The 21,271-nt window shown below is 72.9% G+C and carries 21 protein-coding genes and 2 pseudogenes; 10 read left to right on the forward strand and 13 right to left on the reverse strand.

Annotated features, from left to right (window positions below; all coding sequences use genetic code 11):
- Positions 1–22: 22 nt before the first annotated feature.
- Genes OO68_RS13805 through OO68_RS13815 form a run of 3 tightly spaced genes read left to right on the forward strand, consistent with a single transcriptional unit; the run spans position 23 to position 2,900 of the window.
- The gene (locus OO68_RS13805; protein WP_033308618.1) at positions 23–778 is read left to right on the forward strand and encodes a (Fe-S)-binding protein; all 756 of its coding nucleotides are present in this window, start codon (positions 23–25) and stop codon (positions 776–778) included.
- A complete protein-coding gene (locus OO68_RS13810) occupies positions 775–2,253 on the forward strand; it encodes a LutB/LldF family L-lactate oxidation iron-sulfur protein (RefSeq protein WP_033308619.1) in 1,479 nt (492 codons plus the stop codon). The genes OO68_RS13805 and OO68_RS13810 overlap by 4 nt, the downstream gene beginning before the upstream one ends.
- Entirely contained in the window at positions 2,250–2,900 is a 651-nt protein-coding gene (locus OO68_RS13815) for a LutC/YkgG family protein (protein ID WP_033308620.1), read from the forward strand. The genes OO68_RS13810 and OO68_RS13815 overlap by 4 nt, the downstream gene beginning before the upstream one ends.
- Here the strand turns inward: OO68_RS13815 and OO68_RS13820 are convergent.
- Positions 2,876–3,670, reverse strand: a complete 795-nt coding sequence (locus tag OO68_RS13820; protein WP_033308621.1) for an SDR family NAD(P)-dependent oxidoreductase — start codon at positions 3,668–3,670, stop codon at positions 2,876–2,878. The genes OO68_RS13815 and OO68_RS13820 overlap by 25 nt on opposite strands.
- A 209-nt stretch (positions 3,671–3,879) precedes the next feature.
- Here OO68_RS13820 and OO68_RS13825 point away from each other — a divergent pair, with 209 nt between their 5' ends.
- Entirely contained in the window at positions 3,880–4,737 is an 858-nt protein-coding gene (locus tag OO68_RS13825; protein ID WP_033308622.1) for an AAA family ATPase, read from the forward strand.
- A complete protein-coding gene (locus tag OO68_RS13830) occupies positions 4,734–6,092 on the forward strand; it encodes a vWA domain-containing protein (RefSeq protein WP_033308623.1) in 1,359 nt (452 codons plus the stop codon). The genes OO68_RS13825 and OO68_RS13830 overlap by 4 nt, the downstream gene beginning before the upstream one ends.
- A gap of 14 nt (positions 6,093–6,106) precedes the next feature.
- Here OO68_RS13830 and OO68_RS13835 read toward each other — a convergent pair whose 3' ends face one another.
- The 4 genes from OO68_RS13835 to OO68_RS13850 all read right to left on the reverse strand — a co-directional run bounded on the left by OO68_RS13835 (position 6,107) and on the right by OO68_RS13850 (position 8,992).
- Positions 6,107–6,712: a dihydrofolate reductase family protein gene (locus OO68_RS13835; protein WP_033308624.1), complete on the reverse strand. Its 606-nt coding sequence runs from the start codon at positions 6,710–6,712 to the stop codon at positions 6,107–6,109.
- A 202-nt stretch (positions 6,713–6,914) separates the two neighbouring features.
- Positions 6,915–7,274 carry a cupin domain-containing protein gene (locus tag OO68_RS13840; RefSeq protein WP_033308625.1) on the reverse strand — a complete coding sequence of 120 codons (360 nt, stop codon included), beginning with the start codon at positions 7,272–7,274 and terminating at the stop codon, positions 6,915–6,917.
- Between the two features lie 60 nt (positions 7,275–7,334).
- Positions 7,335–8,315, reverse strand: coding sequence for a pyridoxal-phosphate dependent enzyme (locus OO68_RS13845; protein WP_033308626.1), 981 nt, complete (start codon positions 8,313–8,315; stop codon positions 7,335–7,337).
- Positions 8,312–8,992, reverse strand: coding sequence for a helix-turn-helix transcriptional regulator (locus tag OO68_RS13850; RefSeq protein ID WP_033308627.1), 681 nt, complete (start codon positions 8,990–8,992; stop codon positions 8,312–8,314). The genes OO68_RS13845 and OO68_RS13850 overlap by 4 nt, the downstream gene beginning before the upstream one ends.
- A gap of 183 nt (positions 8,993–9,175) precedes the next feature.
- Here OO68_RS13850 and OO68_RS13855 point away from each other — a divergent pair, with 183 nt between their 5' ends.
- The 3 genes from OO68_RS13855 to OO68_RS13865 are packed head-to-tail and all read left to right on the forward strand — an operon-like array spanning position 9,176 to position 11,816.
- Positions 9,176–10,096: a metal ABC transporter solute-binding protein, Zn/Mn family gene (locus OO68_RS13855; RefSeq protein WP_033308628.1), complete on the forward strand. Its 921-nt coding sequence runs from the start codon at positions 9,176–9,178 to the stop codon at positions 10,094–10,096.
- Between the two features lie 5 nt (positions 10,097–10,101).
- Positions 10,102–10,938 (forward strand): metal ABC transporter ATP-binding protein, encoded by an 837-nt coding sequence (locus OO68_RS13860; RefSeq protein ID WP_403551894.1) that lies wholly within the window; start codon positions 10,102–10,104, stop codon positions 10,936–10,938.
- Positions 10,935–11,816: a metal ABC transporter permease gene (locus tag OO68_RS13865; protein WP_033308630.1), complete on the forward strand. Its 882-nt coding sequence runs from the start codon at positions 10,935–10,937 to the stop codon at positions 11,814–11,816. Before OO68_RS13860 ends, OO68_RS13865 begins: the two co-directional genes overlap by 4 nt.
- 7 nt (positions 11,817–11,823) lie before the next feature.
- Here OO68_RS13865 and OO68_RS13870 read toward each other — a convergent pair.
- The 4 genes and pseudogenes from OO68_RS13870 to OO68_RS13885 all read right to left on the reverse strand — a co-directional run.
- Positions 11,824–12,294 (reverse strand): annotated as a pseudogene (locus OO68_RS13870) (amidohydrolase family protein); the annotation flags it as partial.
- Between the two features lie 190 nt (positions 12,295–12,484).
- Positions 12,485–12,877, reverse strand: a pseudogene (locus tag OO68_RS48460) (ABC transporter permease subunit); the annotation flags it as partial.
- Positions 12,874–14,382 carry a sugar ABC transporter ATP-binding protein gene (locus OO68_RS13880; RefSeq protein ID WP_051814616.1) on the reverse strand — a complete coding sequence of 503 codons (1,509 nt, stop codon included), beginning with the start codon at positions 14,380–14,382 and terminating at the stop codon, positions 12,874–12,876. The gene OO68_RS13880 and the pseudogene OO68_RS48460, both read right to left, overlap by 4 nt.
- Before the next feature lie 10 nt (positions 14,383–14,392).
- The gene (locus OO68_RS13885) at positions 14,393–14,620 is read right to left on the reverse strand and encodes a hypothetical protein (RefSeq protein WP_033308633.1); all 228 of its coding nucleotides are present in this window, start codon (positions 14,618–14,620) and stop codon (positions 14,393–14,395) included.
- Positions 14,621–14,902: 282 nt separating this feature from the next.
- Between OO68_RS13885 and OO68_RS13890 the strand changes: the two genes are divergently transcribed.
- Positions 14,903–15,934, forward strand: a complete 1,032-nt coding sequence (locus OO68_RS13890; RefSeq protein ID WP_033308634.1) for a helix-turn-helix transcriptional regulator — start codon at positions 14,903–14,905, stop codon at positions 15,932–15,934.
- Positions 15,935–15,949: 15 nt separating this feature from the next.
- Here the strand turns inward: OO68_RS13890 and OO68_RS13895 are convergent, their stop codons facing one another.
- On the reverse strand, positions 15,950–16,891 hold the full coding sequence (locus OO68_RS13895; RefSeq protein WP_033308635.1) for a TIGR03619 family F420-dependent LLM class oxidoreductase: 942 nt from the start codon (positions 16,889–16,891) through the stop codon (positions 15,950–15,952).
- A gap of 101 nt (positions 16,892–16,992) precedes the next feature.
- Between OO68_RS13895 and OO68_RS13900 the strand changes: the two genes are divergently transcribed.
- Positions 16,993–17,565 carry a MarR family winged helix-turn-helix transcriptional regulator gene (locus OO68_RS13900; protein WP_033308636.1) on the forward strand — a complete coding sequence of 191 codons (573 nt, stop codon included), beginning with the start codon at positions 16,993–16,995 and terminating at the stop codon, positions 17,563–17,565.
- Between the two features lie 5 nt (positions 17,566–17,570).
- On the opposite strand, the gene OO68_RS13905 is transcribed toward OO68_RS13900, so the two are convergent.
- From OO68_RS13905 to OO68_RS13915, 3 genes are all read right to left on the reverse strand, one after another.
- Positions 17,571–18,266, reverse strand: coding sequence for a gamma-glutamyl-gamma-aminobutyrate hydrolase family protein (locus OO68_RS13905; RefSeq protein WP_033308637.1), 696 nt, complete (start codon positions 18,264–18,266; stop codon positions 17,571–17,573).
- The gene (locus OO68_RS13910; protein WP_033308638.1) at positions 18,263–19,753 is read right to left on the reverse strand and encodes an aldehyde dehydrogenase; all 1,491 of its coding nucleotides are present in this window, start codon (positions 19,751–19,753) and stop codon (positions 18,263–18,265) included. Before OO68_RS13910 ends, OO68_RS13905 begins: the two co-directional genes overlap by 4 nt.
- Before the next feature lie 63 nt (positions 19,754–19,816).
- On the reverse strand, positions 19,817–21,268 hold the full coding sequence (locus tag OO68_RS13915; RefSeq protein ID WP_033308639.1) for an APC family permease: 1,452 nt from the start codon (positions 21,266–21,268) through the stop codon (positions 19,817–19,819).
- Positions 21,269–21,271 lie beyond the last annotated feature (3 nt).

Genomic DNA, 21,271 nt, shown 5'->3' on the forward strand with positions numbered 1-21,271 from the left:
TGACCGACCACAAGGAGCCGCGATGCGTGTCGCCCTGTTCCTGACCTGCGTCAACGACACGCTCTATCCGGACACCGGCCGCGCCGTGGTGAAACTGCTGACCAGGCTGGGCGTCGACGTCGACTTCCCGATGGCGCAGACCTGCTGCGGGCAGGCCCACTACAACACCGGATACCGTCATGAGGCCGAGCCGCTCGCCCGCCATTTCTCCGATGTCTTCGGCGAGTACGAGGCGATCGTGACACCGTCCGGGTCGTGCGGGGCGATGGTGCGGGAGCTGTATCCGCGGATGGGCGAGCGGGCCCGGGCCGAGGGGCGGGGCGACACCCTCGCGGCGGCGCTGGCGCCGGTGGTGCCCAAGACGTACGAGCTGACCGAGTTCCTGGTCGACGTGCTGGGCGTGACGGACGTCGGGGCGTACTACCCGCACACGGTGACCTACCACCCGACCTGCCACGGGCTGCGCGGACTCGGACTCGGTGACCGCCCGCGGCGCCTGCTCCAGGCGGTGAAGGGGCTGGAGCTCGTCGAGCTGCCGGGGGCCGACGAGTGCTGCGGGTTCGGCGGCACCTTCGCGCTGAAGAACTCCGACGTCTCGGCGGCGATGGGCGCCGACAAGGTGCGCAATGCCGAGTCGACGGGCGCCGAGGTGCTGTGCGCTGCGGACAACTCCTGCCTGATGCACATCGGCGGGACGATGGCCCGGCTGCGGACCGGCATGCGGCCGGTGCACATCGCGGAGATCCTGGCGAGCACGGAGGAGGGACCGGCCGTATGAGCGGGACGTATCTCGGCATGCCGGCGTTTCCGGAGGCCGCGCGGGAGGCCGTGGCGAACACGACCCTGCGCGGCAATCTGCGGCACGCCACGCACACCATCCGCGCCAAGCGTGCGAAGGCCGTGACGGAGGTGTCCGACTGGGCCGAGCTGCGCGAGGCGGGCAAGCGGATCAAGGACCACACGCTGCGCCGTCTCGACCGCTACCTCGTGCAGCTGGAGGAGGCGGTCACGGCCGCGGGCGGCGTCGTGCACTGGGCCGCCGACGCGGCCGAGGCCAACGAGATCGTCACACAGCTCGTGAAGATGACCGGCGAGACGGAGGTCGTCAAGGTCAAGTCGATGGCCACGCAGGAGATCGGGCTCAACGAGGCGCTGGAGGCCGAGGGCATCCGGGCCTACGAGACCGATCTCGCCGAACTGATCGTGCAGTTGGGCGAGGACCGGCCCTCGCACATCCTCGTCCCGGCCATCCACCGCAACCGGGGCGAGATCCGGGACATCTTCGCCCGGGAGATGAGCGAGTGGGGCCGGCCCGCTCCCGAGGGCCTGACCGACACACCGGCCGAACTCGCCGAGGCCGCCCGCCTGCACCTGCGGGAGAAGTTCCTGCGCGCCAAGGTCGGCATCTCCGGCGCCAACTTCATGGTCGCCGAGACGGGCACGCTGGTGGTCGTGGAGTCCGAGGGCAACGGCCGGATGTGCCTGACCCTGCCCGAGACGCTGATCTCGGTCGTCGGCATCGAGAAGATCGTGCCGACGTGGCAGGACCTGGAGGTGTTCCTGCAGACCCTCCCCCGCTCCTCGACGGCCGAGCGCATGAACCCCTACACCTCGACGTGGACCGGCACCACGGACGAGGACGGTCCGCAGAACTTCCACCTGGTACTGCTGGACAACGGCCGCACCGACACCCTCGCCGACGAGGTCGGCCGGCAGGCACTGCGGTGCATCCGCTGCTCGGCCTGCCTCAACGTGTGCCCGGTGTACGAGCGGGCCGGCGGTCACGCCTACGGCTCGGTGTACCCGGGGCCGATCGGCGCGATCCTCAGTCCCCAGCTGCGGGGCACGGCCAGCGAGATCGACGCCTCGCTGCCGTACGCGTCCTCGCTGTGCGGGGCGTGCTACGAGGTGTGCCCGGTCGCCATCGACATCCCGGAGGTGCTGGTGCATCTGCGGGAGCGGGTCGTCCAGGGCGGCGAGGTCACCCGCGAGGGCAACAAGGTGGTGCTGCGGCCGGCGAAGGGGCACGCCGCCGAGCGGGCGGCGATGCGTGCGGCCCGCTGGGCCTTCAGCCATCCGGGCGCGCTCCGCACGGGCCAGCGTGCCGCCTCCCGGTCCCGCCGCTTCCATCCCCGGACCCTGCCGGGTCCGGGCAGGGCGTGGAGCGGGACCCGGGATCTGCCGCCGGTGCCGGCCGAGCCGTTCCGGGACTGGTGGCAGCGGACGCGTGGCGGGAAGGACGGGGACAGGTGAACAGCAGGGAACGGATCCTGGGACGGGTACGGCGTGCGCTGGCGGACACGCCGGCCGACGAGGCGCCGATCGCGCGGGAGTACCTGCGCGAGCACGGGCGGCGGAGCGTCGCGGAGACGGTGGAGCTGCTCGCCGAGAACCTGGCGGACTACCGGGCGGTCGTGCATCACTGCACGGACGACGCGCTGCCGGACGTGCTCGTGCGGCTCCTGGCGGAACGGGGCGCGCGATCCGTACTGGTGCCCCCCGGGCTGCCGCCGCACTGGCTCGCGGGGGTCGACGCGACACGCGTCCCCGACCGGGCCGTCAGCACGCCGCAGGAACTCGACCGGGTCGACAGCGTCGTCACCGGGTGTGCCGTCGCCATCGCCGAGACCGGCACGATCGTCCTCGACGGCTCGCCCGACCAGGGGCGGCGCCGGATCACCCTCGTCCCGGACCACCACATCTGCGTCGTCCGGGTGCCCGGCCAGGTCGTGTCATCGGTGCCGCAGGGCCTCGAACGCCTCGACCCGGCACGCCCGTTGACGTGGATCTCCGGGCCGTCGGCGACCAGTGACATCGAGCTGGACCGGGTCGAGGGCGTGCACGGTCCGCGCACCCTGGACGTGGTCCTGGTCGGTCAGGGCAGGATCGAGTCGACGTAGCCGCCGTCGACCCGCAGGGCACCGCCCGTGGTCGCCGAGGCGTGGTCGGAGGCGAGGTAGACGACCATGTTGGCGATCTCCTCCGGCTCGATCAGCCGCTGGAGCAGCGACTGCGGCCGGTGCCGGCGCATGAACGCGCGCTGGGCCTCCTCCCAGGGCAGGTCGCGGTCGACCAGCTGGTAGACGAAGTCCTCGACGCCGCCCGTGTGGGTCGGGCCGGCGATGACCGAGTTCACCGTGACGCCGGTGCCGGCCGCCTGCTTGGCGAAGCCCCGGCCGACCGCGAGCAGGGCGGTCTTCGACATGCCGTAGTGGATCATCTCGGCGGGGATGACGACCGCCGAGTCGCTGGCGATGTACTGGACACGGCCCCAGCCGCGCCCGGTCATGCCGGGCAGGACGAGCCGGGTCAGGCGCACCGCCGACAGGACGTTCACGTCGAAGTAGCGGCGCCACTCCTCGTCGCTGATCTCCAGGGGGTCGGCTGACTCGAAGACGCCGAGGTTGTTGACGAGGACATCGACCTGCCCCAGCGCGTCCACCGCCTGCCGGGCGCCCTCGTCGGTGGTGACGTCGGCGGCGACGGGCACCAGGTCGGCGCCGGGCACCTCGTCCCGCATCCGGTCCACGGCCTCCTGCACGCGGGCGGGCGTGCGGCCGTTGACGCCCACCCGTGCGCCCGAGCGGGCCAGCCCCGCGGCGATGGCGGCGCCGATGCCCTGGGTGGAGCCGGTGACCAGAGCGGTGCGGCCCTTCAGATCGATCTGCATGCCGTGTCAGCCCTTTCCGTACGGCGGCGACCGAGTACCCGTGGGGTGTCGCTGGGTACACCCCGGAAGACGGGTTCTGCGGCCCGTGTGGCCGGGTCCCCTTCTCCGTAGCGTCGAGGGCGTGACACAAGGCGTGTGACAGCGCGGGTGAACAAGCGCTTAGATAGTGCCCTGACCGTCAGTCCGCCGCCGCCGTCCTGGAGGCCCCGTTGTTCACATCCGTCGACGATGTCTCCGCGCGCCTCGCCGAGACCGGCTACCTCGCCTCACCCGCCGTCGCCACGACCGTCTTCCTCGCCGACCGCCTCGGCAAGCCGCTGCTCGTGGAGGGCCCGGCCGGGGTCGGCAAGACGGAGCTCGCCAAGGCCGTCGCCGAGGTCGCCGGCGCACGGCTGGTCCGCCTCCAGTGCTACGAGGGGGTCGACGAGTCCCGCGCCCTGTACGAGTGGAACCACGCCAAGCAGCTCCTGCGCATCAGCGCGGGCCGTGACGAGACGTGGGACGAGGCCCGTACAGACATCTTCAGCGAGGAGTTCCTGCTCACCAGGCCCCTGCTGACCGCGATCCGGGGCGACGACCCGAAGGTCCTGCTGATCGACGAGACCGACAAGGCGGACGTCGAGGTGGAGGGCCTGCTGCTGGAGGTGCTCAGCGACTTCCAGGTGACCGTCCCCGAGCTGGGCACCATCACGGCGACGCGCCGCCCCTTCGTCGTCCTCACGTCCAACGCGAGCAGGGAGCTGTCCGAGGCGCTGCGCCGCCGCTGCCTCTTCCTGCACATCGGCTTCCCCGACGAGGAGCTGGAGCGCCGGATCGTCCGGCTGAAGGTGCCCGGCCTCGACGATGCGCTGGCCCGCTCGGTCGTCCGGATCGTGGGCGCGCTGCGGGCGATGGATCTGCGCAAGGTGCCGTCGGTCGCCGAGACCGTCGACTGGGCGCACACCCTGCTCGCGCTCGGGGCCGGCTCCCTCGACGAGACGGTCGTGCGGGCCACGCTCGGGGTGCTGCTCAAGCACCAGGACGACGTCCTCAAGGCGTCGGCCAAGCTCGATCTGGACGCCCTGTGACCACGCCGGCGGGCGTCGCCGAGCGGCTGACGTCCCTGGTCGGGGCGCTGCGCGCGCACGGCATGCGGATCGGCACCGGGGAGAGCGTCGACGCGGCCCGGGCGGTCGGGGAACTGGGCCTCGCGGACCGGGAGCTGCTGCGCGAGGGGCTGGCGGCGACGCTCCTGCACGGGCCCGGGCAGCGGCAGGTGTTCGACCCCGTGTTCGACCTCTACTTCCCGCGCGGCGTCGGCGGCCCGGAGCAGCGGGCGGCCGGGCGGGAGGACTTGCGGGACCGGCTGGCCGACGCCCTGACCGCCGACGACCAGCAGATGCTGGGGCGGCTGGCGATCGAGGCGGTCGGCGGTTTCGGCGGCTACGGTTCCTCGCCGGAGTCGGACGGCTGGTCGTCGTACCAGACGCTCGAACGGCTGCGGCCGCAGACCCTGCTGGCCCGGGTGCGCGACAACGTCCGTGGCCAGGGCGGGAGTACGGGGTTCGCGGACCGGCTGCTGGAGGACGAGATCCGGCGGCGCATCGACACCTTCCGGGCCATGGTGGCGGCCGAGGCGCGGCGGCGGGTCGCGGAGCGGCGCGGCCGGGACGAGATCGCCCGGCGGGCGGTGGCCCCGACCGCCGACCGGGTCGACTTCCTGTTCGCCGGGCAGGACCGGCTGGCCGAACTGCGCAGGACGGTGCAGCCGCTCGCCCGCAAGCTCGCGACCCGGCTGGCGGCCCGGCGCCGCCGTGCCTCCCGGGGCTCGATCGATCTGCGGCGGACCCTGCGCGGTTCGCTGTCGACGGGCGGGGTGCCGATGAAGCCGGTGCTGCGCAGACGGCGTCCCATGCGCCCCGAACTGGTACTGCTGTGCGATGTGTCGGGGTCGGTCTCCGGCTTCTCCGACTTCACGATGCTGCTGGTGCAGGCGCTGCACGACCAGTTCAGCAAGGTGCGCGTGTTCGCCTTCGTCAACCGGATCGACGAGGTGAGCGGGCTGCTGGAGCGCGGCCGGGCCGACCCGGAGGGGCTGAGCAGCCGTATCCAGGGGGAGGCGGCGGTCACGGGTTATCACGGCAGCAGTGACTACGGCATGGCGCTGGGCGAGTTCGCCGAGCGGTACGCGGAGGCGGTCGGGTCCCGCACGACCGTGTTCGTCCTCGGTGACGCCCGCACGAACGGGAGCGATCCCAACCTGCCCGCCGTGCGGCAGATCGCCGAGCGCGCCCGCCGCGTCCACTGGCTCAACCCCGAGCAGCGCTCCCGCTGGGGCACGGGCGACTCCGTCGCGCCCGCCTACGCCGAGCTGGTCGAGATGCACGAGTGCCGCAACGCCCGGCAGTTGAGCGCGCTGGTGGCGCGGCTGCTGCCGGTGTGATCAGAGCGAAGTCCTCAGTAGCTGTCGTAACCGGGCTTGCCCGTCGGCCGGTAGACGCCGACGACGGTGCCGCTCTTCGTCGTCGAGACACTGACCGGCTCCAGAGCGGTGGGGACCGCCCCGTCGGCGAACAGCCGCTTGCCGGTGCCGATGATCACGGGGTGGATGGTCAGCCGGTACTCGTCGACCAAGTCGTGCCGCATGAGCGTCTGGGCGAGGTCGCCGCTGCCGACGACGTTGATGTCACCGCCGTCGGACGCCTTCAGCCCGCGCACGGCGTCGGCGGCGTCGCCCTCCAGCAGCGTGGAGTTCTCCCACTCCAGTGACGTCAGGGTCCGGGACGCCACGTACTTGCGCATGCTGTTCATCCGCTCGGTGAACGGGTTGCCGGGATCGGCGGTCGGCCAGTACGCCGCGAAGATGTCGTACGTCTTGCGGCCGAGCAGCATCGCGTCGGAGGGCTCGTACCAGCCGGCGATGGCCGCGCCGACCTCGTCGTCGGACACCGGCTTCTGCCAGCCGCCGTGCTCGAAGCCGCTCTCGGCGTCCTCGTCCGGCCCGCCCGGTGCCTGCATGACGCCGTCCAGCGACAGGAACGTGCAAACGATGATCTTGCGCATGGTGCGCTCCCTTCGTGTCGACGGGTTGGACTGCGCGGCCACCGGAAACTCATCGGGGCCTCGATCACCCGCCGTCCGCCACGGGCGCGAAGGCGGACGCCCGCGGTGGCCGTCGACAGCGCAGGACGCATGGGTATGCGGACCCGGGTGGGCAGAGGCAGTCGCTCAGCCCGGGTCCGGCCGCCCGTCTACGAGGCGCGTTCTAGTTCTTCTTGGCGTACTCCTTGGCCATGCTGCCCGCGAAGTCGTAGACCACGCACTGCTCGTCGCCGACGACCCAGGCGTCGTGGCCGGGTGCGCAGACGAACACGTCACCCGGGCCCACTTCGGTCTCCGCGCCGTCGTCCATGCGGATGTGCATACGGCCCGAGACGACATAGCCGTTGTGGTGGATCCGGCAGCTGTCCGTCCCGGCGATCGGGGCCACGGACTCGGACCAGCGCCAGCCCGGTTCGAAGGTGGCCACGGCGAAGTCCAGTCCCGTCATGTGGACGGCTTCCAGGTGGCCTCGGGGGTAGTCGCGCCGCTCGTCCGGCTTGTCGAGCGTCTTCACTTCAAGCATGACGCTCCTCCTCGGTGAGGGTGTGCTTCCATCGTCCGTCCGCCCGAGGGGCCGCGCCAATCAGCGCGCGTCGCTGCCGCAGAGCTCCGCGAAGCGCCCGGCGTCGATGTTGCCGCCGGAGATGATCACGCCGACCCGGCGCGGCAGCGTGCCCGCCCGGCGGTGCATCAGGGCGGCCAGCGGGGTGGCGCCGCTCGGCTCGACGACGATCTTCAGACGCTCGAAGGCGAACCGCATGGCGTCCCGGATCTCGTCGTCGGTGACCAGGACGACCTCGTCGAGGAGCCGCCGGTTGACCGAGAAGGTCAGTTCCCCGGGGGTGTGCAGGGCCTGGCCGTCGGCGATGGTTCGCGGGACCGGGACGCTGATGCGCCGGCCCGCCTCCAGCGAGCGCTTCGTGTCGTCCCCGGCCTCGGGCTCGACGCCGACGGTCCGGATGCCGGGGTACATGCCCTTGGCGGCGGTGGCACTGCCGGCCATCAGCCCGCCGCCGCCGACCGGCGTCAGCAGCGCCTCCAGCTCCCCTACCTCTTCGAGCAGTTCGAGAGCGGCCGTGCCCTGTCCGGCCATGACGTGCGGATGCTCGTACGGCGGGATGAGGGCGAGGCCGCGCTCGGCGGCGAGGGCCTCGGCGATGGCGACGCGGTCACCGGTGTAGCGGTCGTACGTGACGATCTCGGCGCCGTAGCCGGCGGTGGCCGCCCGCTTCGACGGCGGGGCGTCCTCCGGCATGACGATGACGGCGGTGGTGCCCAGTTCGCGGGCGGCCAGGGCGACGGCCTGGGCGTGGTTGCCGGAGGAGTAGGCGGCGATGCCCCGGGACAGCTGCTCGGGGGTGAGGCGGGAGGCGGCGTTGTAGGCGCCGCGGAACTTGAAGGCACCCACGCGCTGGAAGTTCTCGCACTTGAGGAAGATCTCGGCGCCCGCGAGCGCGTCCAGGGTGCGGGAGCGCAGCACGGGCGTGCGGTGGGCGACGCCCTTGAGCCGGGCCGCGGCGTCCCGGACGTCGTCGAGGGTGACCGGCGGGGTGGTGGTCGTCACGCGGTTCCTCCGGGGGAAGTGTCGTGGGCCGCCCTGGCCCGGGACAGGTAGTTGTAGGCGGAGGCACGGGAGATGCCGAGCCGTGCGGCGACCTGTTCGACGGCGCCGCGCACGGCGAAGACACCGCGGGTGTCGAGACCGCCGAACAGCTCCACGCGCTCCTCCCGGCCGAGCTCCGCCCAGCTGCCCCGCTGCCGCGACCGGTGGGCGTCGAAGAGGGCGTCGACCACGGAGTCGATGTTGTTGCCGAAGGTGGTGGTCGGCAGCTCCGCCGGGGCTGCGCCGAGCCCGGCGAGCGCGCCGAGCAGGTCGTGAACCCGGGCGACGGCACTGACGTCCACGTTGACGCAGAGGGCGCCGAACACGGCTCCCGTGGAGTCACGCAGGACCATCGTCGAGGACTTCACCTGCCCCCCGTCACGGGTGCGGGTGACGTAGTTCAGTTCGTCGGCCGCCTCGTCACCGCGGGCGAGGACGCGCATGCCGATCTCGCTCATCGCGCCGCCGACCGCCCGCCCCGTCACCGAACCGGCCACGGCGACCACCGACTTCTCCGGGTTCCGGTAGTCGTGCAGCACGACCTCGCAGACCGGCCCGAAGGTCGCGGCGATGCCCTCCACGACCGGCGTCAGCGCGGCCAGGATCGCGTCCCGCTCGGCGCTCGTCCCGCTGCTCATCCCGTCTCCTCTCACACCCACCACCTTAGACCAAAAGTCCAGCGCTTGGATAGTAAGTCCAGCCCATCCCCAACAGTTGGCAATGGTTTTCACATGACTTCGGTCGTGCCGCGCTTCTGACATTCATTCCCATCTAGCGTGATCCCTGCTGAACTCGCTGTGCCCGCCCGTCCTGGAGGAGCCATGTCCCTGTCCACGTCCCGCCGCCTCGCGCTGCTGACCGGCGCGTCACTGGCCCTGCTCGCGGGCTGCGGCAGCTCGTCGGACTCCGCCGACGCCAAGAGCGGGCCGGCCCGGGTGGCCGTGGTCGCCTCCACGAACGTCTGGGGCGACATTGCCCGGCGCGTGGGCGGCGACCGGGTCGACGTCACCTCGGTCATCAGCAACCCCGACCAGGACCCGCACTCCTACGAGGCCGACCCCCAGAACCAGCTGGCCCTGTCCAAGGCGAAGGTCGTCGTCGAGAACGGCGGCGGCTACGACGACTTCGTCGACCGCATGCTGAAGAGCGGGCACAACGACTCCGCCGAGGTCGTCAACGCGGTCGAGGTGTCCGGTAGGACCGCGCCCGAGGGCGGGGAGCTCAACGAGCACGTCTGGTACGACTTCCCCACCGTCGCCAAGGTCGCCGACCGGATCTCCGCCGCCCTCGCCAAGGCCGACCCGGGCGACGCGGGCGCCTTCGAGAAGAACGCCGCCGCCTTCAAGGCGAAGCTCGCGCCGCTGGAGGCCGAGGAGGCGCGGATCAAGAAGGCGCACGGCGGTGAGGGCGTCGCCATCACCGAACCCGTGCCGCTGTACATGACCGAGGCGAGCGGCCTGGTGAACCGGACGCCCGCGCAGTTCAGCGAGGCGATCGAGGAGGGCGACGACGTCTCCCCGCGCGTCCTCCAGGAGAGCCTCGCACTGTTCAGCGGCAAGAAGGTGAAGGTCCTCGTCTACAACGAGCAGACCTCCGGCCCGCAGACCGAGAAGGCCGAGGCGGCGGCCAAGGCGGCCGGCATCCCCGTCGTACCCGTGACGGAGACCCTGCCGAAGGGCAAGGACTACCTCGGCTGGATGACCGACAACGTCGACGCGCTCGCGAGCGCGCTGGCCAAGTGACCCCGATACCCCGGCAGCACGGCACGCCGGTCGTCGCGCTGCGCGGAGCCGCCCTGTCCTACGGCGAGCGCGAGGTGTGGAGCGGTCTCGATCTGGACGTACGGCCCGGCGAGTTCCTGGCCGTGCTGGGCCCGAACGGTGCCGGCAAGACCAGCTTCGTCCGGGCCCTGCTGGGCCGTCAGTCACTGTCCGCGGGCACGCTGACGGTCCTCGGCCGGCCCGCGCGGCAGGCCGCCCGGCACATCGGGTACATACCGCAGCAGGCGGCGCTGTCCGCCCAGGCCATGCTGCGCGCCCGCGACCTCGTCCGGTTCGGCATCGACGGCCACCGCTTCGGGCCGCGGCTGCGCACCGGCCCGGTCCGCCGCCGGGTGGACGAGATTTTGGAGTCGGTCGGCGCCTCGGCGTACGCCGACGTGCCACTCGGCATGCTCTCCGGCGGCGAGCGGCAACGGGTGCGCATCGGGCAGGCCCTGGCGACCGACCCCCGCCTCCTGCTGTGCGACGAGCCGCTGCTGTCGCTCGACCTGAACCACCAGCGGGCCGTCACCGAGCTGATCGACGCCCGGCGCCGCTCCCACGGCACGGCGGTGGTGTTCGTGACGCACGAGATCAACCCGGTGCTGGGCCTGGTCGACCGGGTGCTGTACCTGGCCCGCGGCAGTCATCGCGTCGGCACCCCGGACGAGGTGCTGACCAGCGAGTCGCTGTCCCGCCTCTACGGCACCCAAGTCGACGTGGTGCGCGTCCGGGGCCGGGTCGTGGTGGCGGGAGCACCCGACGAGACGGCCGTCCCGCCGCACCACCCCGAACTCCGGGAGACGGACGGAGTGCGCTCATGACACTCGCCGACGGGATCTGGCACCAGATCTTCGACTTCACCGACTACGGCCAACTCCTCGCCCTGGTCCGCAACTCCCTCGTCGCCGGCGTGGCGCTGGGTCTGGTGGGCGGGCTGGCCGGGGTGTTCGTCCTGATGCGCGACCTGCCGTTCGCCGTGCACGGCATCAGCGAGCTGTCCTTCGCGGGCGCGTCGGCGGCACTGCTGCTGGGCGCGAACATCGTGGCGGGCTCGCTCATCGGTTCGCTGCTCGCGGCCGGCGCCATCGGCGTCCTCGGGGCCCGGGCCCGGGACCGCAACTCGGTGATCGGCATCATCATGCCGTTCGGCCTGGGACTCGGCGTGCTCTTCCTAACCCTCTACAAGGGCCGGGCGGCCAACAAGTTCGGGCTGCTCACCGGGCAGATCGTGGCCGTGGACACCCCGCAGATGTCGTGGCTGCTCGGCACCTCCGCCCTGGTGCTGGTGGCCCTGGCCGTCATGTGGCGCCCGCTGGCCTTCGCCAGCACCGATCCGGACGTGGCCGAGGCCCGTGGGGTGCCGGTGCGCGGGCTGTCCTTCGCGTTCATGCTGGTCCTCGGGCTCGCGGTCGCCCTGTCGGTGCAGATCGTCGGCGCGCTGCTGGTGCTGTCCCTCGTCGTCACCCCGGCCGCGGCGGCCGCCCGTGTCACCGCCTCGCCCGTGCTGCTGCCCGTGCTGAGCGTGCTGTTCGCCGTGGCCTCCATCGAGGGCGGCATCCTGCTGGCCCTGGGCAGCAGCGTCCCCATCAGCCCCTACGTCACGACGATCTCGTTCACCGTCTACGCGGTGTGCCGGGTGGCCGGGCGGTACCGTACCCGGCGGTGGGGGGCGCGGCGGACGGCGGTGCGAACGGCCTGAGCGGGGCTCACCGTTCGAAGACGACCCGCCCGTCGAACACCGTGAGATCCACCTGCACCCGCGTGATCTCGTGCGGGTCGAGACCGAGCAGCGGCCGGTCCAGGACGCACAGGTCGGCGGCGCGGCCCGGTTCGATGGTGCCCTTCCAGCCGTCGGCGAAGTCCTGCCAGGCGGCGGTGGAGGTGTAGGTACGCAGGGCGTCGGCGAGCGGCACGCACTGCTCGGGGCCGCTCGGGCGGCCGCTGGCCTTGGACTCGCGCAGCATCATCGAGGCCACGACTTGACGCCAGTCGGGCTCGGTGATCGGCGCGTCGGAGCTGGCGCAGACCCGTACCCCGGCGTCGAGCGCGGAGCGCACCGGCCACTGGTAGGCGGAGCGTTCGGGGCCGACGACCTCGTCCATCAGGTCCGAGATGGTCCACTTGATGGCGGGGTTCATGTTGACGCCGTAGCCGTGCGCGGCGAGCTTGGCCAGGCTGGGCCGCCGGCAGCAACAGGGCGCCCGCGGCCGGCACGAGCGCCGCGACGACGACCGGCGCGGCGATCCCGGCGAGGCGGGCCCCGCCGATCCAGGCGAACCCGGAGCCGAAGCCGCTCAGCGGCAGCGGGAACAGCTGCTGTGCCAGGCCGCGAACGGCGGTCAGCATGCCGAGGGTGACGATGAACGCGGACAGCCCGAACCAGCAGCACAGGACGCCGTTCACCGCGCCGACCAGTGCCCCGGCCGCGAGCGCCCCGAGCAGGGCGACGGCGGGCGACTGGTGGTGCTGCCCCGCCAGCCAGCCCCCGACCAGCCCGCCGAGGGCGAGCGTGGAGCCGACCGACAGGTCGAGGTAGCCGCTGATGACGAGCAGGGCCAGGGGGACGGCGACGATGGCGAGGGTCGCGGCGTCGGTGGCAATGCCGCTGAGGTTGGCCGGGTCGAGGAAGCTGCCCGTGGTCAGCTGGAAGACCAGCACCATAGCGACGAGCACGACGAGGAGCGGGTTGCGGCGTACGGCGGCGAGCCCGCCGGTGGTGATCGGGCGGGGCCGCGGGAGGACCGGGTCGGCGGTGGTCATGCTGCTCCTTCGGCGGTCAGGGGGTCGTGAACGGCCGACAGCAGGGCCTGTTCGGTGAGTTCGGCGCCGGAGAGTTCGCCCGCGATCCGGCCCCGCGCGACGATCAGGCAGCGGTCGGCGAGCGTCACGATCTCCTCGGGGTCGCTGGAGGCGAACAGCACGGCGGTGCCGCGTTCCTCGGCGAGGGTGGACACGACCCGGTAGATCTCCTGCCGGGCGCCCACGTCGACGCCCTGCGTCGGCTCGTCCAGCAGCAGCACGTCCACGTTCCGGGCCTCGTTGACCCACCGGCCGAGGAGGAGCTTCTGCTGGTTGCCGCCGGAGAACGCGCCCGCCGCCGGCCGGGGCCGGGCCGGGCGCAGCCCTACCGCGTCGGCCAGCGCGCCGAACACCCTCCGCTCGGAGCGCAACGCCCGTAGCCCGTGGCGGGACAGGGTCTTGACGGAGGGCAGCAGCGCGTTGTCGTGCGCGGTCATCGAGGGGAACAGGCCCTGTGACCGCCGGTCGGCGGGGACGAGCGCGATCCCGGCGGCGAGCGCGTCGGCCGGCCGCGCGGGGGTGACGGCGCGGTCGCCGACGCGGATCGTGCCGGCGGTGGCGCGGCGCGTGCCGTAGAGGGTCTCCAGGACGCGGGTGCGGCCCGAGCCGATGAGCCCGAACAGGCCGACGCGCTCGCCCGCGGCGACGGTGAGGTCGACGGGGCCGAAGCCGGTTCCGTACAGCGCTTCGACGACCAGACGGGGTGGGGCGGGAGGCCGTCGTGGCTTTCGTACGGTCTCCGCCGGCCGTCCCGCGATGGCCTCCACCAGGTCCCGTCGCGTCTGCCCCGCCACCGTCGCGTGGTGGGCCACCCGGCCGTCCCGCAGTACGGTCACGGCGTCCGCGAGCCGTTCGACCTCCCCCAGGAGGTGGGTGACGTAGACGATGGCGAGGCCCTGGGTGCGCAGGTCCTCGACGCGTTCCGCGAGGGCGTCGGTCTCCGCGCCGGACAGGGCGGCGGTCGGTTCGTCGAGGACGAGGACGGCGGCGCTGCGGCTGAGGGCCTTGGCGATCTCCACCAACTGGCGCTGCCCCATGGGCAGATCACCCACCCGGTCGCGCGGGGAGCACTTGGCGGCCACCCGCTGAAGCAGCCCGGCGGCGACCTCCTCCTGGGCGCGCCGGTCGATGCGGCCCTGCCGGGTCCACTCCTGGCCGAGGAAGATGTTCTCCGCCACGGTCAGAGCGTCGACCACGCTGAGCGTCTGGAAGATGATCGCCACGCCCGACGCGATGGACGCGCGTGGGGTGAGCCGGGTGTACGACGTCCCGCCGACCTCGATGGTGCCGGCGTCGGGCGGGTAGGCGCCGCCCAGGCACTTGATGAGGGTGGACTTGCCGGCGCCGTTGTGGCCGAGCAGGGCGTGCACCTGCCCGGCCGGGACGGTGAGGTCGACACCGTCGAGGGCCCTGACGCCGCCGAAGGACTTCGTCAGGCCGCTGATGCGGAGGTTGGTGGTCGTCATGGCGCCCGCCCTAGGCGTTCTGGGCGAGCAGGGCGTCGATCCGGGCGGTGTCGGCGCGCTGGACGAGCGTGATCGGCACCTCGGCGCTGGGGTCGGTCTTTCCGGCGGCGACCGCGCGCGGCACGTCGACGATGGCGGCGGCGATGTCCTTCGGCGCGAGTGCGGCGGAGGCCCGGTAGAACGTGCCTTGCTTGACGGCGAGGAGGGAGGGCGCGGAGCCGTCTCCGGGGCCGAGCATCCGGCGGCGGCCAGCGCGGTGGCGGCGGACAGGGCGAGGAAGTGTCTGCGCGAGGCGGTGTACGGGGGTGGGGTCATGGCGTGGGCTCTCCGAGGGGCGGGCCCGACTGGAGCGGGCGTCCGGCTGTGCCGAACAGGAAAGACCCGCCGGGCCCGCCGCACCATCCGTACAAATACCGACTGGGGGTTGGCCGGGCTCCGCCGGACACCTTGTGGGACCCGATACCGGCCCCTATCGTTAGGCCCCAAACGACATCGCTGCCCGAGCCGTCCGGAGGCTCGCATGACCAGCCACCACCAGATCGCGGCAGCCGCCCGCATCGGCATGCTCACCCGCGAGCGCGACACCGCCTCGGCCTCCGCGCAGGCGCTGCGCGAACTCGCCCGCGCGCTGCCGCTGGACGCGGCGACCCTGCTCACGATCGACCCGCTGACCGGCTCCCACGTCCGGATCGCGAGCATCGGCTACACCGCAGAGGCCTCGCAGGCCCTGGCCGGGGAGTTCGTCGCCACCCCGTGGTACCGCAACGTCGTACGGCGGGAGCTGCCGCCGTCCATCTCGGAGGACGCGGAGGACTCCGAGGACGCCGGGCCGCGTTTCCGGCACGGCTGGTTCTACGCCGAGCGGGTCCGCCCGGCCGGATTCCGGGACGGTGTCACAGGAGCGCTGCGGCACCGGGACCGGCTGGTGGGCCTGGTGCATCTCTCCACCGAGACCGCGGACGCCTACGACACCGACGCGCGACGGCTGCTCGCCTCCGTGATCCCCGCCCTGGCCGCCTTCGCCGACCCGCTGGCGCACGCCGGAGATCTGCACGGCCTGGCGGACGCGGACGCGGCGAGCCTCGTCACCGGCGACGGCCGCGTCGTCGACCTGCCCGGCCGCGACCGGCCCCGGGTGCTGCGGGAGGAGGGCGGGTTCGGTGCGCTGCTGCACGCCTTCACCGGCACGGGCGGTCAGCGGCTGCGGCTGCTGTGGCCGGCCGGCGGAGGCTGGCGCCGGGTCGTGCTGCACCGGCATCCGGCCGGTCCCGGCCTGGCGGCGGACGCGGTGCTGGTGCACGAGACGCCCACGGAACTGCCGTACGGGCTGAGCCCCCGGGAGCTGGAGGTGCTCACCCGGGCGGCCACGGGGCAGACCAACCAGGCCATCGCGCAGGCGTTGTTCCTGTCTCCGCGGACCGTGCACAGCCATGTCGAGCACCTGCTGCGCAAGACCGGCTGCGCCTCCCGGGCCGAGGCGACGGCGCTCGCGGTGCGGGACGGGCTGCTGCGGCCGGACCCGGACCACCTGGCGCGGTTCGTCGAGCGGTGATCCGGGCCGGGACGGTCAGGACGTCAGCGCCTCGACACGCCGCATGACCTCGCGGCAGAACTCCCCCACGCCGCCCGGGTCGTCGATGAACTGGTTCGGCTTGACGCAGAAGGTCGTGAAGCCCTGCTCCAGCTGCTCCGGGATCACGGACAGCGCCGCGCCGAGGTCCGCCGGTGAGCGGTCGTCGGGGAAGACGGCCTGCGTGCCGCCGATCATCTCCAGGTCGGCGACGTCCCGCCCGGCCGCCGACATCGCCTCCTTGAGCCCTTGCAGGTCCTCGGGCGTGGGCCGGCCGAGCGGGTGGAAGCCGTGGCCGTACCGGACGAGGCGGCGCAGGACCGGGCCGTGCAGGCGCTGGCCGCCGAACCAGAGCCGGGGGCCGTCGGGCCGGTGGGCCTTGGGTTCGAAGTACACGTCCCGGAAGGGGTAGTGCGGCCCGTCGTGGGAGATCGGGGACGGCCCCCAGGCCTTCGCCCAGACCTCCAGGTGCTCGTCGAGGAGCCGCCCGCGCCGGGTGAAGGGCACCCCGAGGGCGTCGTACTCGTCCTTGCTCCAGCTGACCGTCGGCTGCACGACGAGGCGGCCCCCGCTGATCAGGTCGAGGGTGCCGAGTTCGCGGGCGAGCAGCAGGGGGTGGCGCAGCGGGGCGAGGACGGCCGCCGCGGCCAGGCGCAGCCGGGAGGTGACGGAGGCGATGGCGGCGAGCAGCAGCAGGGAGTTCGGCCAGGGGGTGTGGGGGTCCTGGTTGCCGGGGAGGGCGTAGTCGCGGGGGTTGCCCATGACGCCGGCGGCCGCCGCGTCGGGGCCGAGGACGATGTGCTCGCTGACCATGACGGCGTCGAAGCCGGCGTCCTCGGCCTCGCGGGCCCAGCGGACGGCGGCGGGCAGATCGGCCCGGCCGCCGGTGAGGGTCCAGTTCTCGCTGAGGACGAGGAGCATGCGGGGAGGGCTGGGCATGACGGGTTTTCCTTTCGGCTTCGTACAATTTGAGTCCGAACGACCGGACGGCCGGGACGAGCCGCCCGTGCGTGACGTGTGACCAGACGAAGGAGCCGCCCGTGCCGGGGCACCGATCCATCACCGAAGCCGAGAAGCTCGCCGCGGCGAAGCTCGGCGGCATCGCGATCCGCCGGGAGCAGATGGCGGCGGTGGCGAACATCTACCGGGCCGCGTCCGCGGTGCGGCAGCACCTGGAGAACTCGGTGCTGCGCGGCTCGGACCTGACCTGGACGGCCTTCGTGGTGCTGTGGGTGGTCTGGGTGTGGGGCGAGTCGGAGACCCGGCACGTGGCGGAGGAGGCGGGGATCTCCAAGGGCACGCTGACGGGCGTGGTGCGCACGCTGGAGTCCCGGGGGCTGCTGCGGCGGGACGGGCATCCGAGCGACGGGCGCCTGGTGCTGCTGCGCCTCACCCCGAAGGGCGAGGAGTTCATGGCGCGGGTGTTCCCGGCGTTCAACGAGGAGGAGGCGTTCGTCACCGCCGGGCTCAGCGACGCCGAGTGCCGCCGCCTCGCCGAGGGGCTGCGGAGCGTGGTCCTCCAGGTGGAGGAGCACGGCGAGGAGCGGCGGCAGTCGCTGCTGGGCGGCGCCGAGCCGGCCCCGCGGCGCAGCGGGCGGCGGCCCCGGGCCTAGGGGGCTCACCGGTTCGCGGCCCGCACGAGCGCGTCGAACAGGCCCTGCTGGGCGGGGTCCTCGTGGGCGGTGTCCTCCGGGTGCCACTGGACGGCCGTGAACCAGCCTGCGGTGGCCGGGAGTTCAAGGGCCTCGATCGTGCCGTCGGCCGCCCGTGCCGTGGCGCGCAGGCCCGCGCCCAGCCGGTCGACGCGCTGGTGGTGGTAGCAGGACGCATCCAGCTTCTCGGCGTCGGCGGCCCGGGCGAGGAGCGAGCCGGGTGCCAGGGTGACGGGGTGCACGAGATGCCGGTGCTCGCGTTCCGGCCCGCCCATGTCCTGCTGCAAGGTGCCGCCGAGGGCGACGTTGACGACCTGGAGGCCGCGGCAGACGGCGAGCAGGGGCAGCCCTGCCTCCAGGGCGTGCCGGGCGACGTCGAGGTCGAAGGTGTCCTGGAGGGTGTCGACGTCGTAGACGGTGTCGTGGGTGTCGGTGGCGCCGTAGCGGGAGGGGGCGAGGTCGCCGCCGCCGGGGAGCAGGACGCCGTCGAAGCGTGCCAGCCGGGCGGCCGTGCCGGTGTCCGCCGGGTGGATGCCGGCCGGTTCGCCGCCGGCCCGCCAGACGGCCTCGACCAGGGCGCGGGCGTTGACCTCCGCGGCGTACCGGAGGGCCGAGGTCGTGGCCGAGAAGCGGGCCGGGATCGCGATCAGGGGCCGGGTCACAGCTGGATCCAGGTGGTCTTGAGCTCGGTGTACTTCTCCAGCGCGTGGGCGGACTTGTCGCGGCCGTTGCCGGACTGCTTCATTCCCCCGAAGGGCACGGTCAGATCGCCCTCCTCGTAGCAGTTGACCCAGACCGTTCCGGCCTTGAGGGCGCGCGCGATCCGGTGGGCGGTGGACAGGTCGGAGGTCCACAGGCCGGCGGCGAGGCCGTACTCGGTGGCGTTGGCCAGGCGGACCGCCTCGTCGAGGTCGTCGAAGGCGAGCACGGACAGGACGGGGCCGAAGATCTCCTCCCGCGCCAGGCGCGAGCCGGGGTCGACGCGGTCGAAGACGGTCGGCTCCAGGTACGTCCCGCCCGTCTCGGCGAGGACGCGGTCACCGCCGGTGCACAGCCGGGCGCCCTCGTCGACGCCGTGACGGATGTGGCCGGTCACGCGGTCCAGGTGCGCCGGGCCGACGAGGGCGCCCATCTCGGTCTCCGGGTCGAGCGGGTCGCCGACCCTCAGTTCGCGGGCCCGCCGGACCACGGCCTCGGTGACCCGGTCGGCGATCGAGGAGTGCACGAGGAGCCGGGAGGGGGCCGTGCACATCTCACCCTGGTTGAAGAAGATGCCCCAGGCGGCGGTGGCCGCGGCCTTCTCCAGGTCGGGGGCGTCGGGCAGAACGATGTTGGGCGACTTGCCGCCGAGTTCCAGCCAGACATGCTTGAGGTTGGAGTCGGCGGCGTAGCGCAAGAAGTGGCGGCCGACGGCGGTGGAGCCGGTGAACGCCAGGACGTCGACGTCGGGGTGGAGGCCGAGGGCGCGTCCCGCCGTGGGGCCGTCGCCGGTTACGACGTTGAGGACGCCGGGCGGGAGGCCGGCCTCGGTGGCGAGGCGGGCGAGCAGCAGGGCGGACAGCGGGGAGTTCTCCGAAGGCTTGAGGACGACCGTGCAGCCTGCCGCCAGGGCCGGGGCGATCTTCCAGCCGGCCAGGGTCAGCGGGAAGTTCCAGGGGACCACCGCCCCGACCACCCCGGCGGGTTCCCTGGTGACCAGGGCGAGGGCGTCCGGGGCGGTGTGCGGGGACTCGTCGGTGAGCTTGTCCGCGAGCTGGCCGTACCAGCGGAAGGTGTTGATGACCGCGCGCAGTTCGATGCCGTACGCGTCCGAGATAGGTTTGCCCATCTCCAGGGTGACCGTGAGGGCGAGTTCCTCGCGCCGCTCTTCGAGCAGACCGGCGAGCCGGAGCAGGGCCCGGCCGCGTTCGGCGGGTGCCAGGCGCGGCCACGGGCCGGTGTCGAAGGCGCGCCGGGCGGCGGCGACGGCCGCGTCGACCTCGGCGGCGCCGCCGTCCGCCACCTCGGCGACGACCCGGCCGTCCCGCGGGGAGACGACCGGGAACACCGCTCCCGCGCCGGCTTCCTCGGCGCCGTCGATGTGATGGGCACCGGAGAGCTGGAACGCCTTGGCGCGGCGCAGCCACTCGTCGTGGGGGGCGGCCGGCATGGAGGATCCTCCTTTGGTCTCAAACGATAGGGGCGGGGCTGTCGCGGACGACCGCGCTCGTGGTCAGCCGCCGGCGGCCCTGCCCCGCACCCGGGCGGCGAGGAGGCCCAGCGCCATGACGACCGGGACGGACAGCGTGAGCCACAGGGCGGTGGTGCGTTCGCCGCCGATGAGGGTGGTGAAGTTGGCCAGGATGAGCCAGATCGCGCCCGCGATGCCGAGTGCGCCCAGGACGGGTGCGATCAGCGTGTTCCAGGGGCGGGTGTCGAGACGGGCGCGGCGGAAGAAGACGACGACGGACACCGAGGTCAGCAGGTACAGCAGCATCATCGCCAGGACGGCGACGCCGCTGAACCAGGAGAACAGCGTCAGCACCGGGTCCTTGCCGGTCAGCGCGAAGGGCACGACCAGGAGGACGGCGAGCGCCGTCTGGACGCACCCGGCGGTCCAGGGCGCGTGGCGCCGGTTGAGCCGGCACAGCCGCAGCGGCAGCAGCCGGTCGCGGCCGAGGGAGAACAGGTAGCGGTTGGCCGAGTTGTGGAAGGTGAGGATGCCGGCGAAGAGCGACGTGGCGAGCAGGACGGGCAGCACGTCGCCCACCCAGCCGCCGAAGTCGGCCGCGATGGGCGTGAAGACGAACCCTGCGCCGTCGCCGCCCTCCAGGGCCTTGCCCGCGGCAGCGGTGGCCTTCGAGGCGCCGTAGGAGGAGATGAGCATCCAGGAGACCAGGGCGAAGAAGCCGGTGACCACGGCGACCGCGAGGTACGTGGCCCGCGGCACCGTCTTCCTGGGCTCGCGGGCCTCCTCGCCGTAGATGGCGGTGGCCTCGAAGCCGAACATGGAGGCCACGGCGAACATCACGGCCACGCCCGGGGCGCCGTCCAGGGCCGCGGACGGCGAGAAGCTGTCGGCGAGGCCGAGCCCCTCGGGTCCGCCGCCCTTGAAGAGGGTGACCAGGGCGAAGACCGACAGGATGCTGAACTCCGCGAGGACGAACACGGCGAGGACCTTGGCGCCCATCTCGACACCGGCCGCCCCGAGCGCCTGGACGACGGCCATGGTGGCCAGCGTCCAGAGCCACCACGGCAGGTCGAGGCCGGTATGGGTCGCGACCAGGCCGCTCACGATGGCGCCGTAGAGGCCGTACATGGCGGCCTGGATGGTGCAGTAGGCGAAGAGCGCCAGGCCCGCGCTGCCGGTGCCGGTGGTGCGGCCCAGGCCCTTGCCGATGTACGTGTAGAAGGCGCCCGCGTCCACCACGTGGCGGCCCATGGCGACGAAGCCCACCGAGAACAGCAGGATCACCAGGCCCGCCACCAGGTAGGCGGCGGGCACGCCGGGGCCGTTGCCGAGGGCCACTGCGATGGGGGCCGCGCCGGCGATGCCGGTCAGCGGGGCCTGGGCGGACAGGACGAAGAAGAGGATGCCCAGGACGCCGAGGGCGTTGGGCTTGAGCGTGCCTGCGGTGGGCGCGTCCGGTTCCGTCGCGTGCCGGGAGACCGTCTGACTGTCCACTCG

Origin of the sequence: Streptomyces iakyrus, assembly GCF_000717055.1 — a bacterium.
Taxonomy (GTDB): Bacteria; Actinomycetota; Actinomycetes; order Streptomycetales; family Streptomycetaceae; genus Streptomyces; species Streptomyces iakyrus.